This is a genomic window from Novosphingobium resinovorum (genome assembly GCF_001742225.1).
Classification (GTDB): Bacteria; Pseudomonadota; Alphaproteobacteria; order Sphingomonadales; family Sphingomonadaceae; genus Novosphingobium; species Novosphingobium resinovorum_A.
In genome coordinates, this window is sequence record NZ_CP017075.1 from 1263224 (window position 1) to 1281748 (window position 18525).

At 61.4% G+C, this 18525-nt stretch carries 17 protein-coding genes, 1 tRNA gene, 3 pseudogenes and 1 other annotated feature; of the genes and pseudogenes, 13 read left to right on the plus strand and 8 right to left on the minus strand.

What is annotated here, in order from left to right:
• Positions 1–5 precede the first annotated feature (5 nt).
• From BES08_RS05915 to BES08_RS34850, 9 genes are read left to right on the plus strand one after another with little or no spacing between them, the layout of a single operon-like run.
• Positions 6–341: a hypothetical protein gene (locus tag BES08_RS05915; protein WP_069707802.1), complete on the plus strand. Its 336-nt coding sequence runs from the start codon at positions 6–8 to the stop codon at positions 339–341.
• Positions 338–1546 carry a baseplate J/gp47 family protein gene (locus BES08_RS05920; RefSeq protein ID WP_069707803.1) on the plus strand — a complete coding sequence of 403 codons (1209 nt, stop codon included), beginning with the start codon at positions 338–340 and terminating at the stop codon, positions 1544–1546. The genes BES08_RS05915 and BES08_RS05920 overlap by 4 nt, the downstream gene beginning before the upstream one ends.
• Positions 1543–2175 carry a DUF2612 domain-containing protein gene (locus BES08_RS05925; protein ID WP_083274594.1) on the plus strand — a complete coding sequence of 211 codons (633 nt, stop codon included), beginning with the start codon at positions 1543–1545 and terminating at the stop codon, positions 2173–2175. Before BES08_RS05920 ends, BES08_RS05925 begins: the two co-directional genes overlap by 4 nt.
• Positions 2175–2915 (plus strand): gp53-like domain-containing protein, encoded by a 741-nt coding sequence (locus BES08_RS05930; protein ID WP_069707804.1) that lies wholly within the window; start codon positions 2175–2177, stop codon positions 2913–2915. Before BES08_RS05925 ends, BES08_RS05930 begins: the two co-directional genes overlap by 1 nt.
• Before the next feature lie 50 nt (positions 2916–2965).
• Positions 2966–6028 (plus strand): GDSL-type esterase/lipase family protein, encoded by a 3063-nt coding sequence (locus BES08_RS05935; RefSeq protein WP_069707805.1) that lies wholly within the window; start codon positions 2966–2968, stop codon positions 6026–6028.
• A 60-nt stretch (positions 6029–6088) separates the two neighbouring features.
• Positions 6089–6697 carry a lysozyme gene (locus tag BES08_RS05940; protein WP_231958177.1) on the plus strand — a complete coding sequence of 203 codons (609 nt, stop codon included), beginning with the start codon at positions 6089–6091 and terminating at the stop codon, positions 6695–6697.
• 3 nt (positions 6698–6700) lie between these two features.
• Positions 6701–7066 carry a phage holin family protein gene (locus BES08_RS05945; RefSeq protein ID WP_069707806.1) on the plus strand — a complete coding sequence of 122 codons (366 nt, stop codon included), beginning with the start codon at positions 6701–6703 and terminating at the stop codon, positions 7064–7066.
• Positions 7063–7455, plus strand: a complete 393-nt coding sequence (locus tag BES08_RS05950) for a hypothetical protein (RefSeq protein ID WP_156799778.1) — start codon at positions 7063–7065, stop codon at positions 7453–7455. Before BES08_RS05945 ends, BES08_RS05950 begins: the two co-directional genes overlap by 4 nt.
• A 49-nt stretch (positions 7456–7504) precedes the next feature.
• Positions 7505–7654: a hypothetical protein gene (locus BES08_RS34850; protein WP_156799779.1), complete on the plus strand. Its 150-nt coding sequence runs from the start codon at positions 7505–7507 to the stop codon at positions 7652–7654.
• Positions 7655–7841: 187 nt separating this feature from the next.
• Here BES08_RS34850 and BES08_RS05955 read toward each other — a convergent pair whose 3' ends face one another.
• The gene (locus BES08_RS05955) at positions 7842–8090 is read right to left on the minus strand and encodes a hypothetical protein (RefSeq protein WP_069707808.1); all 249 of its coding nucleotides are present in this window, start codon (positions 8088–8090) and stop codon (positions 7842–7844) included.
• A complete protein-coding gene (locus BES08_RS32695; protein ID WP_156799780.1) occupies positions 8087–8251 on the minus strand; it encodes a hypothetical protein in 165 nt (54 codons plus the stop codon). The genes BES08_RS05955 and BES08_RS32695 overlap by 4 nt, the downstream gene beginning before the upstream one ends.
• Before the next feature lie 236 nt (positions 8252–8487).
• Here BES08_RS32695 and BES08_RS05960 point away from each other — a divergent pair.
• Both BES08_RS05960 and BES08_RS05965 read left to right on the plus strand, forming a co-directional pair.
• A tRNA-Pro gene (locus BES08_RS05960) sits at positions 8488–8564 on the plus strand.
• Between the two features lie 234 nt (positions 8565–8798).
• Positions 8799–10037 carry a tyrosine-type recombinase/integrase gene (locus BES08_RS05965; protein ID WP_069707809.1) on the plus strand — a complete coding sequence of 413 codons (1239 nt, stop codon included), beginning with the start codon at positions 8799–8801 and terminating at the stop codon, positions 10035–10037.
• Between the two features lie 38 nt (positions 10038–10075).
• Here the strand turns inward: BES08_RS05965 and BES08_RS31665 are convergent, their stop codons facing one another.
• The 3 genes and pseudogenes from BES08_RS31665 to BES08_RS05975 all read right to left on the minus strand — a co-directional run.
• On the minus strand, positions 10076–10267 hold the full coding sequence (locus BES08_RS31665) for a helix-turn-helix transcriptional regulator (protein WP_083274596.1): 192 nt from the start codon (positions 10265–10267) through the stop codon (positions 10076–10078).
• Positions 10268–10623: 356 nt separating this feature from the next.
• Complete coding sequence (gene ltrA / locus BES08_RS05970; protein ID WP_069707810.1) at positions 10624–11946, minus strand: group II intron reverse transcriptase/maturase; 1323 nt, start codon at positions 11944–11946, stop codon at positions 10624–10626.
• Positions 11947–12597: 651 nt separating this feature from the next.
• Positions 12598–13536, minus strand: a pseudogene (locus BES08_RS05975) (IS3 family transposase); the annotation flags it as partial.
• Positions 13429–13544: a sequence feature (AL1L pseudoknot), on the minus strand. (Overlaps the previous pseudogene by 108 nt.)
• 89 nt (positions 13545–13633) lie before the next feature.
• Between BES08_RS05975 and BES08_RS05980 the strand changes: the two are divergent.
• Positions 13634–14635 (plus strand): annotated as a pseudogene (locus tag BES08_RS05980) (integrase catalytic domain-containing protein); the annotation flags it as partial.
• Positions 14636–14742: 107 nt separating this feature from the next.
• Here the strand turns inward: BES08_RS05980 and istB are convergent.
• Together istB and istA are read right to left on the minus strand one after the other, a co-directional pair.
• Complete coding sequence (istB, locus tag BES08_RS05985) at positions 14743–15519, minus strand: IS21-like element helper ATPase IstB (RefSeq protein WP_069707812.1); 777 nt, start codon at positions 15517–15519, stop codon at positions 14743–14745.
• 15 nt (positions 15520–15534) lie between these two features.
• Positions 15535–17088 (minus strand): IS21 family transposase, encoded by a 1554-nt coding sequence (gene istA, locus BES08_RS05990; RefSeq protein WP_069707813.1) that lies wholly within the window; start codon positions 17086–17088, stop codon positions 15535–15537.
• 182 nt (positions 17089–17270) lie between these two features.
• Here istA and BES08_RS05995 point away from each other — a divergent pair, with 182 nt between their 5' ends.
• Positions 17271–17879, plus strand: coding sequence for a hypothetical protein (locus tag BES08_RS05995; RefSeq protein WP_231958178.1), 609 nt, complete (start codon positions 17271–17273; stop codon positions 17877–17879).
• An 86-nt stretch (positions 17880–17965) separates the two neighbouring features.
• On the opposite strand, the pseudogene BES08_RS06000 reads toward BES08_RS05995, so the two are convergent.
• Positions 17966–18276 (minus strand): annotated as a pseudogene (locus BES08_RS06000) (transposase); the annotation flags it as partial.
• Positions 18277–18525 lie beyond the last annotated feature (249 nt).

The window sequence follows — 18525 nt, forward strand, 5'->3', positions numbered from 1 at the left end:
TTACGATGACGACGACCCTTCTCCTCGACCGCGCGAACTGGGATTTGGCGCTAGATGCAAACGGCAACATAGCCGTTGCCGATGATCCTTACAGCATCGAGCAGGACGTGGCGTCGGAGTGCCGCGTGTTCGAGGGCGAGTGCTACTACGACACCACCCGTGGCATCGCCTTCTTCGACATTCTCGGCCGCCCTGCCCCGGTCCAGCTGCTGAAGCAGTCGCTCGTGACGGCAGCCAAGCGCGTGCCCGGCGTCGGCGATGCCACGGTCTATCTCAACGAGCTCACGCCCCGCTCGTTCGGCGGCCAGGTCCAGTTCTCGCGCGGAGTGGCGACAATATGAGCAACGTCCCCTCCCCCGTGTTCGCTGCCACCGGCCTGTCTGTCCCTGCAGAATCGGCCGTCAAGGCTGGCGTCTGGGCAGATTTCCAAGCCGCGTTCGGCGGCGGCCTCAATGAGAGCGACGCGACCGGGCAAGGCCAGCTCGTCGCCGCGCTCACCGCGATCATCGGCGCGCGCAACGATCTGCTGTTGCAGTACGTGAACCTGATTGACCCGGCGTTCACGAGCGGCCGCATGCAGGATGGGATCGGCCGGATTTATTACCAGACCCGCATCTCGGCCCGCGCTACTGTCGTCGGCGTGCTCTGCACTGGCGCGGACGGCACCCTGATCCCGGCTGGCTCTCTCGCGCAGGCCAGCGACGGCACGATCTACCAGTGCCTTTCGTCGATCACGATCCCGAGCACCGGAAGCATCAGTGCCACCTTCCAGGCGATCACGACGGGTCCGATCGCTTGCCCGGCCGGGACGCTGAACACGATCTACCGAGTCGTCCCCGGCTGGGATTCGATCACGAACCCCGCCGACGGCGTCGTCGGCCGCATGGCTGAAACCCCCGCCGAGTTCGAGCAGCGCCGATCCGCCTCGGTCGCCGTGAATGCGACGGGCATCCTTCCCGCCGTGCGCGGCGCGGTCCTGTCGGTAGACGGCGTGGTGGACGCCTTCGTCACCGAAAACGACACCGACGACGTCCGAACCGAGGGCACCGTCGATATCGCCCCGAGCTCGCTCTACGTGGCGGTCTACGGCGGCCTCGACGTCGATGTCGCCGCGGCGATCTGGTCGAAGAAGCAGCCGGGTTGCGCTTACACCGGAGGGACGACCATCAACGTCGCCGACCGCGCTTCCGGGTATAGCCCGCCCTATCCAACCTACCCGGTCAAATTCCAGCGCGCCACGCCGCTCCCGATCTTCATCGCGATCTCGATCGCAGACAACGGCCTTGTCCCTGCCGATGCGCAGGACGCCATCCGCACGGCCGTCGTCAGCGCCTTCAACGGTGGCGACGGGCTTCCTCGCGCGCGCATCGGCGGCAAAATCTATGCCCTCCGCTTCGCAACGGCCGTTCAGTCAGCTGGAGCATGGTCGCAGGTCGTCTCGATCAGCATTGGCACCGCAGCGAGCCCGACCGGATCCGAGGTCGACGTTCCGATTGATCGCATGCCCACGATCTCCGCCGACAACATCTCGCTGACCCTCACATGACCACTCTCGTCCCCTTCGTCAGTCAACCGCTCGGCTTCACCGGGACCGACGATGGTGGCCAAGCGCTGTTTTTCAACGGCCGTCAGGTGCTTCTCTCGCAATACGCGAATAGCCCGGTGATGATCGCGCTCATCGACGCTTTCAGCCAAGCGCTCGACCCGCAGGCGTTCTTCAACGCCTTCTACGACGCTGTCTGGAACATCGACGACGCTCAAGGCTTCGGCCTCGACATCTGGGGTCGCATCGTCGGCGTCACGCGCGCGCTATATGTCTCGGATGAAGACTATCTGGGATTCTCGGAAGCCAGCGACGCCTTCCCGTTCGGCGAGGGCATCTTCTACGGGGGCGGCAACTTCACGCCCAACTACAAGCTCAGCGATGATGCGTTCCGACGCCTGATCATGGCTAAGGCCGCGCTCAATATCACCGACGCCTCGATCCCGGCGATCAACGCCATCCTCATGGCTCTCTTTCCGGACCACGGGAACGTCTACGTGCGGGACAACCTCGACATGACGATCACCTACGTGTTCGGCGCGCCCCTATCCAAGGTCGATTACGCGATCGTCTCCCAGTCCGGTGCCCTGCCGAAGCCCATCGGCGTTTCCTTCACAGTCGAGCAACCCTGATGCAGCAGAGTGATCTTCCCGCCCGCTTCAATATTCCGTTCGCGAACAACGCCGGCGCGAGCTACATCCGTCAGATTCCGCAGGCGCATCAAACGCCTACGACTTCCGACGCGCCTGCCAGCCTGTTTGATGGGTTTCCGCCCGAGACGTTTCAGCCTGTCGCGAGCGGCGGCATTCCTCCGAGCGGCGCGGACTTCAATGGCCTGTTCAACCAGATGACGGCGGCCCTGCGCTGGCTAGCCGCTGGCGGCCCCTCCCTGTTCAATGCGGGTTTCTCGGTCGCGATCGGCGGCTACCCCAAGGGCGCCATCCTCACCTCGATGGTAGACCCTCGCAATCGCTGGGTTTCGACCGTGGACAACAACACGACGGACCCTGATGGTTATTCGCCCGAGAACTGGGTCAAATATGGCACCCAGTCGTTCGAGCGGGACACCTCCGGCAACTGGAAGCGCACTAGCCCCGACGGATACATCGAAATGGGCGGCATCTATGCGGGTCCGATCAGCAGCGGCGGTGAGTTTGCCATCACCTTCACCTTCCCCTTCGGAGGCTTCCCGAACGAGTTCCTCGGCATGACCGCGATGACGCGTAACACGACCAGCAGCAACGACGGGGATACCACCTTCCAGGAGATTTCCGCGACCACAACCTCGATCCGACTGTTCGTGCAATCCGATCAAGGCTCGGGCTCACATGACCGCGCTGGTGGCTTCCGCTGGAGGGCATGGGGCATCTGATGGCCGCCTGATCGCCAACCCGTATCCTAGATTACGGAGGTATTGCGCTCATGGCTTCAACGCTTGTCGACCTGGTAAAAATCACTTCGAATAGCACTGGAACCGGCGCGATCACGCTGGGATCATCGGTTGCGGGATATCGCGGCTTCGAGGCGCTGACGAACGGCGAGGTCTACAGCTATTCGATCCAAGATGGAGATGCATGGGAGTTCGGTCGCGGCACCTTCATGTCCGCGACGGGGCAGTTCATCCGAACGCCGATCGATTCGAGCGATGGCGGCGCCGCGATCAACCTCAGGCAGAATGCCCAGATCGCTTTCGTCGCGCTCTCCGAAGATCTCGACGCCGTCCAGTTAAGCAATGCTGCAGTGGCAGCGGCCGAGCAGGTTGCGATAGATGCCGCCCAGGTTGCTGCTGACCGCGCAATCGTCGAGGCCGGGAGCAAGACGGTCGTCAACGGTGAGGCCGTCTATCCGAACACCTATGCGAGCACTGTCCCACAGGGCGTAATCAATCTTTCGAACGACGGCATTACCACCGGCTCTGGTGGCACGCCCGGTACGTATGCTGGCGGCGTGACGGGGGGGCCAAACGGTTTTTCATGGGAATACTCGATCGGGCTTGATGGCAAAATCGCGTCCTACGAGATCACCAGCCCCGGTATCAGCACCGACACCACCGCGCCGACGCTGAGCTACGGCAGCGGATCCATCACTGGCGCCGTTGTACCGACCGCCACTGTTGCCGCCCGGATTGCCCAGGCATCCAGCTATTGGGCGATCTCCACCGACGGCTCGACGCTTGACCTCTACAGCAATGTGGCAGGATCACCGTCTCCCGTTCTCGATCCCACCGGAGACCAAGTAAAGGTCTTTGTCTCCGCTGGCGCTGAGAAGGTTGTAGATGCGGCCGAATCCTGGGCCCAATCCCCCACCGCACCCGACCCGCTCGACCCGACGAGCAAGAGCGCGAAGGGATGGGCGGGGGAGGCACAAGCACAATCCACCAACCTTTCCAACGCCACTTTCGCCAAGTACTTCGTCTTCCCCGGCTTCGTGCGTTCTGACAATGGCCGCATCGACACGACGACAACCCCCGGCGTCTACGTCAACACCGGCTACCTTGATCTGGACGAGATCAACCTTGCCGAAATCAACCTGCAGGGAGGCACCGGGGCCTATTCTATCGCCTACTATACCAGCGCTTTTGCGCTTATTTCGGGCGTGGCAGCATCGAGCAATGACGCTTACGTCAACACCATCCCAGCTATCCCGTCGAATGCCGCGTGGGCTGCCCTGTCTGCCCGCGCCACGCAAGGATCTCAGCGGCTTCTCGTAGCGGTGAAGCCCGCCAAGTTCCTCGACGGCCAACCCGATGCGGGGCTGATGGGCAACGGCAACCTGTTCACGCTGCTGCGCTCACCGGGCTACTACAATAACGCATCGCCGCCCGTGCTGGTGGCCGACCCCAACTGGATCAATTCGGACCCGATCAAGGTAACTCCGGGCTACCAGATTAGCTATGACGCCTATGCCTCGACGACCGTTTCTATCCTTCGCTACACCGATGCGTCGGGCGCCTATGCGGGTCGGGTTCTGGGGACAGCGGCCAATACGCGCAACACGATCAACGCCATCGTCCCAGGAGCGGCTGCTTATACCGGGTCGATTTTCGGAACGACGCTGACGGTCACGGCGATCGCGTCAGGCACGCTTTCGGTAGGTTCTGTGGTTGGCGGCGCGTCGGCCGGGACGATCATCACGGCGCTTGGCACCGGCACTGGCGGAACTGGCACTTATACCGTCAACAACTCGCAGACATTGGCGAGCGGCGCGCTAACCCAACCCGCAGCGCAGTTCGCGCAAATGTCCGCTGGAAACCCCGGCGCGCTGGGCGCTGCGGCAACCTCCCCGACGATGCCGAACACGATCAAGTACGGTCCTGCGGCATCAACCGGGCTGGCTGCTCCGTCCACGCTTGAAATCGCGGTGGGCGACAACCTCAAGACGTACATCACCGCCAACGGCTTCGTCACGTCTACGGGCACGACGCCTAATGCCGATGCCAACTGGAGACGCACCCCTTCCCGCCTGACGATGCGCGCTGCCGGTGAGGGCAAACGTTACATCGCGTATGAGGCGCGCGGCAGTAACAGCATGAGCCTGATTTCTGCCGTTGACGGCAGCGGAACTGTTGTCGGTTCGGTTCTCGGCTCCGGTTCGTTTACGCAGTTCAAGGGCACTTTCGAGGTTCCTGATACGGCGGTTTCCGTCCACCTTTGCCATGCGGCTGCGTACCCAGCAACGTTCCAGTACCTCATTCAGCAGCCTGCGACCGGCGCCCCGGTCATCGCGCCCACTGCAAACATCGGGACCATCCCTGACAGCCGCAGTTCGACGCAGTACCCAACCTATCGGACGCTGCTTGAAAATCGCTTTGGCTGCTCTGTTCAGCAACTCGGGCTCCCCGGCGCAACGGTGCAGACCACTTCGGCGGATACCTATCTGAGCACCGTCACCAGCGCGCTTCCCAATCCGCGCATGATTGTCATCCTGCCGGGAGGTAACGATGCAGGCGCGGCAGGCAGTGTAGGAACCTTCTCCGCGTCCAGCCCCAACGGCGTAGCAGGCGAGGCAGTTAAAACCATTCCCACAGCGCCCTACCCTGCCACCCCAACCGGTCTTTCGTTCATCGAATACATTTACATCACCGGGGCCAAGCTGCGCGATTTCTACAAGGATATCCGCACGCGCGCCGGGATCGTCGGCGGCGATACGGAGGCGCAGAAGTCGGCAAAGCTGGCGGCGGTACAAAAGACGCTGATCGTCTGGATCACTGACCTTCCGCAGCAGCGAGGTGACGCCTCAAATCCGTTCTCGCTGCCCGCCAACCACGAACGCAAGCGACAGGCCGTCATCGAAGTCGCCAAGCTGCTCAAGATGCCCTTCGTTGACATTCAGGGCAAATACCCGATCGATATGAGCCTTGAGCCATTTTACGTCGCGCCTACCACTCCCGGCATCAACAACGGCAATCTCACTGAGGACGGACTCCATTGGAACGAAGTCTTGCAAAGTGTCGGCGTAGATATGCTGGCTGCGGAGGTCGGCTGATGACCCTCGCCACCGCCGATCACTGGATGGACCTGATGCGCGAAGGCATAGGGGGCTGAAGTGCCAGAGGTAGACCCCCGTCAGTCCGCATTCGATGCAGTGCGCGCGATCTCGCGCCGCGGCCTGTTCAATGATCTCGGCAACGTCCTCGCCTTCGACAATCTCCTAGACGCATTTGGAGCACCGCGCATGCCCACCATCCTTCATCTCGGCCCGGAAGGCGAAACGCTCATCAAGAAGTGGGAAGGCTACAAGAAAGACCTCGGCGATGGCCGGGTGCAGGCGTATCCCGACCCGGCGACCGGCGGAGCACCGTGGACGATCGGCTGGGGCAGCACCGGCACCGACGTGAAGCAGGGCACCATCTGGACAAGGGAGAAGGCCCAGCAGCGTTTCGCCTCCCATATCGAGGAGGAGGCCGCCCCCGCCGTCCGCAAGGGCATCGGCAGCGCGCCGACGACGCAGCGTCAGTTCGATGCGATGGTGTCGTTGGCCTACAACATCGGTGTCGCGAACTTCCTCAAGTCCACGCTGCTCAAGAAGCATGTGGCAGGCGACTACGCCGGTGCCGCAGCGCAGTTCGCCGTCTGGAACAAGGCGGCCGGGAAAGTTATGCAAGGCCTCGTCAACCGCCGCGCCGACGAGGCGAAGCTCTATGGGAGCAAGTGACGGGTGGAACACTTCTCGCTTTCCGACTGGCTCACCTCGCTCGGCTATGGCCTGCTGGCGGGCATCGCGGGCGGCCTAGGCTACGTCATGCGCGAAAACGACAAGGGTAACCCGCTGAACGCCTGGCGTGCCCTGACCGAGATCGCCTCGTCCGGTCTGGTCGGCTTCCTCGTGATGCTGCTGTGCCAGGCCATGAAGATCGACCCGCTCTGGACCGGCTTCATCGTTGGCATATTTGGCTGGCTTGGGGCGAACGTGTCGATCCGGCTGCTGGAGCGCATCGTCTACGAACGCCTCGGCATCAAGCTCCGCGCCAATACCGACAAGCGCGTGGAGGCCGCCAAGGCCCAAGAGGAGGAACGGCCGTGAAGTGGCTCGGAAATCTACTAACCCCGATCAAGTCCGAACTGTTCGCCATGGTCGGTGTGCTCGCCGTCTGCGGCGTCGGAGCCGGGATAATCGGTTACCTACATATCCAGCGCCAGAACGATCAGATCGCGGCGAAGGATCGCTATATCGGCGACCTCGCCGAGGCGAACAAAGGCTGGGTCACCTACATGAAGCGCCGCGACCAGCTGCGCGACCTCGAACAGCGCAACGTGATCCTTCTTCAGGACAAGCTCACGCTGATCGATGGCCAGAACACCGCGCTCTCAGCGCAGATCGAACAGTTGGAGGAAAGCAATGCGGAAGTTCGTGAACTCATGTCTCGTCGCTTGCCTGCTGACCTGCGCCGCCTGCTCGAACAGCAAAAGTGAGATCGCCTCTGCGCCTCCGCTGGCGTACGAGGGCATCCCCGCTGGGCTGATGGAGCGCTGCACCGTACAGGACGTTCCGCAGGAAACGGTGGCCTCGATCATCGAGAGCCGCGGCATCTACATCAAGGCGTTCAACAAGTGCGCAGCGAAGGTCGATGCAATTCGGGAGCATGATGCAAGGGCTCGGGCGGTGGAATAGGCCTTCTTGCACAGCGGCGGCCTCGACCACTTCGTTTCCCTTTGCAGAGGGGGTGCTTGCTGCGGCGATCTCCCCTTCGCAAGCGGAGAGACGCACATGGGACGTTTCGTAAACCAGCCTAGCTTGCGACTTGCTGGCCCCTACTCCATCGGCGGCCAATGGCCCGCCGCAGCCGCCGAATCCTACATCAGTGGGGTTCCCGCCGCAACTGCCCCACTAGATGCCTGATCCTGTTCCGAGATGCGTTTGCGTTCTGATCGCGCCCGATGTCGTTCTCGCCCTTGAGCGATTCCCAGAACCACACCAGCGTCTCGCGCTCGATGCCGAGATCGGTCAGGTGCTTCAAGGCGGCGACAACCCTGTCGTTTGCCCCGCGAACCTCGAACGCCCGGTCTGCCGTCTCATCGATTATGGCGAGAGCTTCGTCGGTGGTCACTCGACCTCGCCAGCCCCCTCGCCCAGCTTCGCATCGAGGATGAGGTTGAACGCCTCCAGCACCTCGGCCGCAGTCGTCAGGGGCAACGACACGTAGGCGCCCTTGAGCGCTTCGGTGACGTCATCCTCGTTTGTCTGACGGAGGCTTTCGGCAGTGCTCATGAGAGCAGCGTATCACCACCCGGAGAGTCGCCCCAACTGCTTCCGTAGGATTGGTGCAGTGTCGGCTTGGAGGGTACGACCTACGCAGTTCACGGACGCGGAACAGATCATGAATCATGTTCGGGACTATTTCGGGACTGGTTTACCGCGTTCCCGAGTCGTTCCGTCACCTGCCGCCACTTAGTGCAATAAGCGCTTGCGCTATAAAGCGGCGGAACCTAAGGGCATCGGCGCGTCGGGGAGTGGCGCAGCCCGGTAGCGCGCTTGCTTTGGGAGCAAGATGTCGCAGGTTCGAATCCTGTCTCCCCGACCATTTTCCTTTTCCACGGTGTCTCACACGGAGCCATTCTGGCTCATTGCACCGCGCTTTATCCTGATAAATCAGCGCCCTTCCGCACCTTACTGTGCCATGGCGTCGCCTTGCGTCACGAGGCCTTTGTTGGTTATTTGTTGGTTGCAACCAACAGAAACCAACATTCAACCAACACCCAAACCAACAACCAACATTAAGGCGAAAACCAACCAACACTTCGCGATCGGAGGCCCCATGCTGACAGACATCGCCCTACGCGCATTGAAGCCCGAAAAGGCCGCGTACAAGAAATCGGACAGCAAGGGGTTGTTCGTAACCATCCACCCAACTGGCAAGAAGGTCTGGGGCCTCGCGGTTCGGGTGGACGGAAAACAGAAGTTCCTTACCGGCGGCCACTATCCTGACGTCACCGTCAAACTTGCCCGGGCGTGGCGCGATACCGTCAAAGCTCAATTAACCCTGGGCTTGGCACCGACAGCTACTCCGCACAATCTGGAGCCGGGTTCCTCCACCAACGACATAGCGAACATCGGCGAATCGTTCGAAACGGTTGCACGGGAGTGGTTCGATACCCGCAAGGTAGCGTGGACGCCGCGCTATGCGGCGATAACGATGCGCAGGTTAGAGGCGGATATCTTCCCGTTCGTCGGGGCGTTGCCGATCGCGACCATCACCCCTCGCCAGATGCTGGAAGCTTTTCGCGCCATTCAGGCCCGCGGCTCTGTCGAAATGGCGCATAGGGTGCGGAACCACTGCAGCGAGGTTTTTCGCTACGCCATTCCGGATGGCCGATGTGAGAGCGATCCTTGTCGCGATCTGGCCCCTGGCATGGCCAAACCAGCGCCAGTGAAGCATCACGCCAAGGTCGCAGCGAAGGACCTACCGGAGTTCTTCAAAAAGCTGAACTTGGACGGAGGAGACCGGACCAGTCACCTTGCGCTTCGCTGGACGATGCTGACGATGGTGCGGACACAGGAAACCCGTTTCGCGCAGTGGGCGGAATTCGAGGGCCTCGGCTCCGATGAGCCGATCTGGCGTATACCGCCCGAGCGGATGAAAATGAGTACCGAGCACATCGTGCCCCTGCCCCCGCAAGCGATTACGCTGCTGAACGAAATTCGGGAACGGAATGTTTATCTTGCCGCTGGCAACGAGAAGCTCGGCACCTTCCTCTTCCCGGTTCACTATTCGAAATCACTCGTCATCAGCGAGAACCGCATGCTTGACGTAATGTATCGCGTCGGCCTGCGCGGCAAAGCTACCGTCCACGGCTTCCGGGGCCTAGCCAGCACAGTGTTGAACGAGTCGGGACTGTTCGAGCCTGATTGGATCGAGTTTCAACTGGCGCACGCGGCGCGAGGAGTTCGTGCAGCTTATAACTCTGCCCGTTACCTCACTCACCGCCGCAAGATGATGGTTTGGTGGGCCAATTACCTTGATGATGCCGAGCGGTCTGGTTCCAATGCTGGCTGATTTTCAGACAATCCCCCAGACTTGATGCACGCCAGCTTTCAGTCATCCTCGAGAGCATCGATCCAAGCTTTGACGGCACTCTCGCGCCATCCACTGCAGCGCGTCGAAATTCGCAATTGGCGAGGAAAAGTTCCATCCTCAATCTTGCGGTAGAGGGTCGATGCTGAGAAACCAGTAAGCGCTAAAACTGCCTGACGGCGAAGAATCCGGTCTGTTGTGACTGTGTCCATCTATGTGCGCCTCACAATGTCGATGCTGCATCATATCGACAATGAAAGAGGCCGTTCGAATCACAAGCCTGCAAGGATCGAACGGCCGTGGCTGGCCGCGAATGAGTTGAAAGCTGCCACCAATAGCAGCTAACCAAGCCGCGGAGGCTAGCCATTGAATGAATGAGATACCGTTGCCGGGGAGCCTGTCTCTAAAAGCGAGCGATGGTATCGGCGGCTCGCGGTAGAGTCAGGAAGTGGCGCGGTGTCGTGCGGCGCGCCTGTGGGGCTTGCCAGACGATCCGTTTCCACTCCCTGCTCATCGAACCGGACGTGCAGATCTCCCGCATCCGGCTCTCGGACAAGATATCACGCCTTCACCCACGGCGGGCTGCGGCCAAGTTCGCCAGACGTACGAGGCCGAAGCGCTCGTACAGCTCAGGGTCGTGATAGGCTCCCTCGCGCTTTCGTCTGGTCTTGTGCTTGGCCCGCAGCCACCGGCGCAACCGCACCACTGTGTAACTGTCGATAGCCCGATATGCCCTGCTCGTGGTTCCAACCGAGAAGTAGTTGGCCCATCCGCGCAGCACCCGGTTCATCTTGGCCACAAGGTATGTGGTATCCTGCCATGTACGCGCTCGGTCTGTCAGCTCGTGGGTCGTAGCGATCACGCGCTGGATGCTTTTCTTTGATGGCCGGTGGCCCATGTAGGCTTTGCCGGTTTTCGCGGAGTACATCCGACCAAACGTGTATCCCAGAAAGTCGAACGTCTCGTCCGGCACCTTACAGATACGTGTCTTTTCCTCATTCACTGTCAGCTTCAGCTTTTCCATGATCCTGCGCATGTGATCTAGCGCAGCTTCCGCATTGCCCTTCGCACACAGGATCACGAGATCATCAGCATAGGTGACGAGCCGCGCGCCTAGACGTTGCCCAAGACCGAGCTTCCGCCACCCCAAAACGAACCGGCGCATGTAGAGATTTGCCAGCAGTGGTGAGATGGGTGATCCTTGCGGGATGCCGCGCCGCTGATCGCGGGCCTGCGTCGTTCGTGTCTTCCTGCCCTTGTCATCCGTTTCTTCGACAGCGCATTCCAGCCAGGATTTGATCAGATGCAGAACGCGCGGATCAACGATCCGGCGCGATACCGATTTCATCAGCTCAAGGTGGGGGATGCTGCCGAAGTAGTCGGCAAGGTCGGCGTCCACGACATCCGGTCGGCCATAGAACAGTTGCTCCTCCACCTCGACCACGGCCTGCTGGGCGTTGCGCCCGGCTCGGTAGGCGTAGATCTCGGGTGGGAGGTCGGCTTCAAAGATCGGTTCCAGCACCAGCATCGCTGCCGTCATGCAGACCCGATCCCGCACGGTGGAAATGCCCAGCGGCCTGAGTTTGCCGTTGGCTTTTGGTATGTAGACCCGTCTGATCGGTTCCGGTCGGTACGTCTCCTCTTTGAGCGCAAGCGCCAGTTCCGCCAGCCATCGCTCGACGCCGTAGTCCTCGATACCCGCAAAGTCCTGACCATCCACACCCGGCGCGCCCCTGTTGGAACGACACTGGGCATAGGCATGAGCCAGAATGTCATTGCGGCTAATCTTGTCGTACAGCGCGTAGAACCGATAGCCGACTTCTGCCTTCGCTTTCGCGTGCAACGCCTTCTGCAGTTTCTGGACGCTTATCGGAGTTGATAGGTTACCCAATCTCCTGCCCCTCACCACTTGCTGCGTTCATCTTGAACTGAGGCTCCTTCCCTCCACCGACATTACCCGGCTTCCTCGGTACTACGGGCCTCTCCGCCACCCCATTGCGCCCTTCCCTCCCTCGCGGGCGTCCAGTTGCCGATCACCCGGCACGCGATGGGGCTTCCCGTGTTGCGAGCACTTTCCTTGCGTACATGCTGTCGCCACTACCCCGGTGCAGCAGACGGGTTCAACGTCGCTCAAACTCGCCCGTCCATATCAACCTTCCCCGTAAGGGTTAACGGGTCGGCCTGCACATCGTCCTTTTCGAGGATTGCTCAGCGTTCACTCACGTTACGGCCTGTACGCTCGCACGGTCACCTACGTGACCGTTATCCGGGGGCTTCAGACATTTCGTCACCTCCACGCCTGCCCCGGTTGCTTCCGGCTGGAGCATCGCCGGGTGGGCCTCTCACCCACTAGAAAGTGCCGCCTTTGCACGGCGCACACCCAAATCGGCCGTTCAGCGGTCGATTTTCCATCCCCAGGTGCTGACCGTCTGCTTACCGGACTTCAGAGCCTGTGATGGCCGGTAGGTGACTGTCCGGTTACGGGTGTACAAACCCAGATAGCTGAACCGCCCCGAGATTGCCGGAGGCCAGTTTTCTTAAATTAGGCAGCTAGCGGGACGTCGTCCAGCATAGCGTAGTAACGTTGCTCGGCTTCGACCGGCGGAATGTTTCCGATCGGCTCCAGCAGGCGCCTGTTGTTGAACCAGTCGACCCATTCCAGCGTGGCGTATTCGACGGCTTCGAACGAGCGCCAAGGTCCTCGACGGTGGATCACTTCGGCCTTGTAAAGGCCGTTGATCGTCTCGGCCAAAGCGTTGTCGTAGCTGTCGCCGACGCTGCCGACAGATGGCTCGATGCCGGCTTCAGCGAGACGTTCAGTGTACTTGATGGACACGTATTGTGATCCGCGGTCGCTGTGATGGACCAAGCCGCCCCGGTGAACGGGCCGTCGGTCGTGGATAGCCTGCTCCAGCGCATCCAGCACGAAGCTGGCGTGTGCTGTCCTGCTGACCCGCCAACCCACAATGTAACGGGCGTAGACGTCGATCACGAAGGCGACGTAGACGAACCCCGCCCAGGTAGCGACATACGTGAAGTCGGAAACCCAGAGCATGTTCGGCGCCGGAGCATGGAACTGGCGATTGACCTGATCGAGCGGGCATGGCGCGGTCTTGTCCGCGATCGTGGTACGCACCGGCTTGCCCCGGATCACCCCTTGAAGACCAAGATCTCGCATCAACCGCTGCACGGTGCAGCGTGCAACATCGAAGCCCTCGCGCTTCATCTGCCGCCATACTTTGCGCACACCGTAGACGCCGAAGTTCTCGGCAAAGACCCGCAGAACTTCGGGCTTCAGCTCTTTATCCCGCCGGACGCGAGCGGATTGCAAAGCCGGGTCTCGCCGCTTGGCAAGGCGCTCGTGATAGGTGGATGGGGCGATCGGCAGAACCCGGCAGATCGGCTCGACCCCATAGGCATCGCGATGCTCGTCGATAAAGGCGATCATCGTTTGAACGGGCGGTCGAGCTGTAGCGCGACAAATTGGATGATGATCCGCATTGCCTCACCGTTTTTGCTCCTGAGTGACGGGCTGTTGCCTCATCTAGACTGCTCCCGGCAACGGTTGGGAGGGAACGATGAGGAAGGTGAGCATGGCAACGCGGAAAGAATTGATCGAGGCGGTCGGCGCTCGATACCGGGCATGCGATCGGTCAAGTAAAGGCAAGGTGCTCGACGAGTTCGTTGCGGTCACGGGTTTCCATCGCAAACATGCGATGCGGGTTCTCCGGCAGGAGGCATCGGACCGAACTCCTGGGCGTGTCGGGCGCAGGGTCTACGATGAGGCTGTGCGCACTGCACTAGTGGTGTTGTGGGAGGCGAGCGACCGTTTATGCGGCAAGCGGCTTAAGCCGCTCATTCCGATCCTTGTCGAAGCGATGGAAGGTCATGGTCACCTCGATCTGGCGCCGCAGGTCAAGGCCAGTCTGTTCCGGATGAGCGCGGCGACGATCGACCGCTCACTGCGCGCCATACGCGAGGCAGGCCAGACGAAAAAACGGCGGCGTGGCGTATCTGGAACGTAGCTCCGGCGCAGCGTACCGATCCGTACATTCGACGACTGGGGTGATCCGGCGCCGGGGCACATGGAGGTCGATCTGGTTTCGCACAGCGGACCGGCAGCAAAAGGTAGCTGGGCCTGGACGTTCACTTTAACCGACATCGCAACGGGCTGGACTGAATGCGCACCGTTGCTGGTGCGCGAGCAGACGCTGCTGGTGGCTGTGCTTACCGAACTGCGCAGGCTGATGCCTTTCCCCTTGCTGGGATTCGACTCTGACAACGACAGCGTATTTATTAACGAGACGGTGCGCGATTATTGCGTGGCTCATGGGATCGCGTTCACCCGCTGCCGTCCTTATCGCAAGAATGATCAGGCCTGGGTTGAGCAGAAAAACGGTTCCGTCGTTCGGCGCCTGACGGGCTATCGCCGGTTCGAGGGCCTGGCAGCCACCGGCGCGTTAGCGGAATTGTACACGGCTGCCCGCCTGTTCGTGAACTTTTTCCAGCCATCGTTCAAGCTTGCCGAGAAGCAACGCGATGGCGCCAAGGTCTACAAGCGATACCATGCTCCCGCGACACTGCGTATTTCAGAAGTTCTGGACAGCCGTTTCACAAAATCGCGGACAGGCGTTTCGCTAAGTCCCGGACAGTCGGCGCAGTTTGGTCATAGGTGCCTTGTTGTGGTTCAGGCGGTTATGATTTCGGCTTTCTCTATGTCGGTCAAGAGGGGCGCGGGTCGGGTTTTGCGCATGCTGTCGCCTTCGAGTGTTATGCGGTGGGCATTGTGTACCAGGCGGTCGAGGATGGCGTCAGCGATCGTGGGGGCACCGATCATTTCGTGCCACTGAGCGACCGGTAACTGAGCCGTAATCAAGGTGGATTTACGCTTGTAGCGCTCCTCGCAGATTTCAAGCAGATCGCCGCGCTGCTGCTCGGTCAGCCCATGGCTGCCCCAGTCGTCGAGCACGAGCAGTTGGATGCGGGTGAGTTTGTCGATCAGGCGCGGGAAGCGGCCGTCGAGCCGGGCCATTGCCAGATCTTCGAACAGTCGGGGCATGCGAACGTAGAGTACCGAGTAGTCGAGCCGGGCTGCCTGACGGGCGAACGCACACCCCAACCAGGTTTTCCCCGTACCGGTTGGCCCTGTAATGATTAGATGTTCATGCGCCTTGAGCCAGTCGCCCTGCGCAAGCGCCAGGACGCTGCGGCGATCCAGCTTGCGGTGCGCGGCGAAGTCGATGTTCTCGATACAGGCGTCGCTGAATCGTAGTCGCGCGGCCGTAAGCCGGTTGGCGAGCCGCTTGTCACAGCGCATCGCCATCTCCCGATCGAGCATCAGCCCGAGCCATTCGTCCCGGGCGAGCCCTTCGCTTCCCGCCTGTTCGGCAAGTTCACGGTAAGCACTCGCCATCCCGGCGAGCCCCAGCGTCTGCATCTGGTCCAACATGGGGTGTGTCAGCATGATCGTCGCTTCCTTTCACTGATAGTAGACCCCACCGCGGATGTTGCCGTGCGATGGAGCTGGCCGGATCGGTTCTTGGGCAGGACTGGCCTGATCCAGCCCGGATTTGAGGATCGAGAGGACCGAGGCATATGTGGTGGCCTCGATTGCCAGCGCGCGGTCACAGGCCGCATCGAGACGGACATGGCCATAGCCGCGCCCTAGCGAGAGGATGCCCATCGCCGAGCGATAACCCTGCTCGGGATGGCGCCGATCACGCATCATGCGCTCGACCATGACCGCCACGTTGGTGCCCATCCTGGCCGCGCGCTCGATCAGCGATGCCGGCGTCCGGTCGGCATAACGCTGGTGAGCCTTGGGCATGTGGGCGTTGACGGTGATGTGGAACCCGCGCTGCGAACTGCGAACATGGCTGGCGACCCGTTTGTGATCCTGGAAGATCTCAACCACCCGCTGGGTCAGCCGCACATCGACCTTGCGGCCGATCAGACCATGCGGAACCGAGTAAAAGTTGCGGTCGACGGCAACGTGGTAATCGGGATGAACCTTGGCGCTCTTCCATTCAGCGTATTCGAACGGGGTAACCGGCAGCGCCTTGAGCGCCGCGCGTTCGATCTCCTCGAACAGCTCGCGGCGCGAACGACCGACGTGACGCATCGTCTTGCCATTGAGAACTTCGAGCAAGTGGCCGATCTCGGCATTGAGCACCGCCAGGTCGAAGAACTGCCGATTGCGCAAGCGCGCGATGATCCACCTTTCCGCGATCAGCACCGCGCCCTCGATCTTCCCCTTATCCCTCGGCTTCGCCGGCCGGGTCGGCAGGACCGTCGTGTCGTAATGCTCTGCCATCGCAGCAAAGGTCGTAGTCAGGGTCGGTTCGAACCATAGCGCCTTGGCCACCCCCGCCTTGAGATTGTCGCAGACAATGGAAGCGGGCACTCCGCCGAAGTACTCCAGCGCCCGGACCTGGCCCTCAATCCAGTCAGGCAGCCGCTGGTGCAGGCTCGCCACCGCAAAGGTGTAGCTCGAGGCCCCAAGCACCGCGACGAACAGCTGTGCTTGGTGGATCTCGCCGGTGCCGGGGTCGATCAACGGGATCGTTTGACCGGCGTAATCAGTCTGCATCACCGCACCGGCGGCATGCCGATGCCGATAGGTCGGGTGGGCGCGCTTCTCGTGCGCGCCGAACTTGTCACAGAACCAGGTGTAGCCAAAGCCGTCGGGATGAGCCTCGCGGTATTCCTGCCACAACAACAGCAGCGTCACGCTTTTGCGCTTCATCTCACGGGAGACCAGTTGCCAGTCCGGCTCGCTCGTATCCCGCGGCGGCCGTCCCATTTGCCGGAAGAGTTTGCGCTCCAGCGCAGCCTCATCGCCGCCGTCATCTGGCATCGGCCAACTGTCCAGCCCCGCCTCACGCGCCCGCAGCAGGTAAGTCGACACGGTCGACTTGCTTAGCCCAAGCCGCTCCGACACTTCGCGCACCGAGAGCCCACTCTCATGGGTCAGCCGCAATATCGATCTGATGTCCTTCACGTCCGCTCGTCTCGGTTGCTTCCGTCTCGGCATGGTCCCTCCAAGCTCCGCTTGCGGGGACGTTCATGCCAAACCGGCGCACCCAATGACCAACCGCACAAACTGTCCGGGACTTAGCGAAATGCCTGTCCGGGACTTTCTGAAATCACTGTCCGCGACTTACCGGAATCGCTGTCCGGGACTTTCCGAAACACGCAGCGACACCGTTCCAGCGGTTGCTGGCCGACCCACGGACCTCCGAGGAGACGCGCCGAAACCTCCGCGAGGCGTTCGCCGATCTCGATCCGGTCCGGCTGTTGCGGGACATCCGAACGGCGCAAGAAAAGTTGGTGGGACTGGCCGACGGGGCAGTCGTAATGAATCCGTCGGAACCCTCGCCGCCAACGCTGGATGCGTTCATGACGAGCCTGCGGACCTTGTGGCACGAAGGCGAGGCAAGGCCGACAGCAACCGCAAAGGCCCCGCAGAAGCGTTGGCGCCGCCGTCCTGATCCGCTTGCGACGGTGACTGAACAGTTGAAGGCGTGGTTCGAGGAGGAGCCATGGCGCACCGGTCGGGAGTTGCTCGAGAAGCTACAGGCTGAGCAGCCTGGCGATTATCCGGATGGTCTGCTGCGGACCGTGCAGCGCCGGTTGAAGGTGTGGCGATCAGAACAGGCGCGTGCCTTGGTATTCAACCCGTCAGCTGCCCCCGCTGGCAGGCGCTTGGGGGCAGAGACCGTCTCTTCGTTGCCGCGCGACTGGGTACCGCTCCGCGTCGCCTCCGGCTCCGCTGCGCGGCCCCCAGTCGCGCAAGGAATAGTCCGTGAGGGTGATCTCCTGTAGGGAGCATTTACGTGAGGCAATGGCTATGCCGCTCGGGAACATCGCTTAATGAGGCAACACGTTTCTCGTCCAGATCGCCGCGCAACAGGTCGAGCTCCGCCTGGGCAAAATATGCCGACGCCTTGCGCAGGATCTCATTGGCTTGCCGCAGTTCGCGGACTTCACGCTCCAATGCCTTGAGCTTCTCGGCGGTCTCCGTCGGCACGCCACCGCGCTTGCCGCTGTCCACCTCGGATTTCTTAACCCATTCCAGCAGCGTGTGTCCGGAACACCCGATCTTCCCGGCCACCGATGTGATCGCCGCCCAGCGAGAGGGATAATCGCCCTCATGATCCAAAACCATGCGGATCGCTCGCTGCCGAACCTCAGGGGCAAACTTGTTCGTCGTCTTGCTCATCGTGGACCCTATTCTCTCAGGAGTTAGGGCCTCCGGCAATCTCGGGGCGGTTCAAACGCCTTCTACCTCAATTTCATCCATAACTCGCCAGAATGACCTTCCTTAAGCAGCGCACGCATGTCTGAGTGCCCTACCCCGCGTCGATCAGATTGTCATGTGGCGCTGGCTGCCCATGCTGTTTTCGCCGCTGCGTTCGCCATGGTCAGGCCGGCGGGGATGCACCAGGATAGACTTCATGGGAAACCGCGT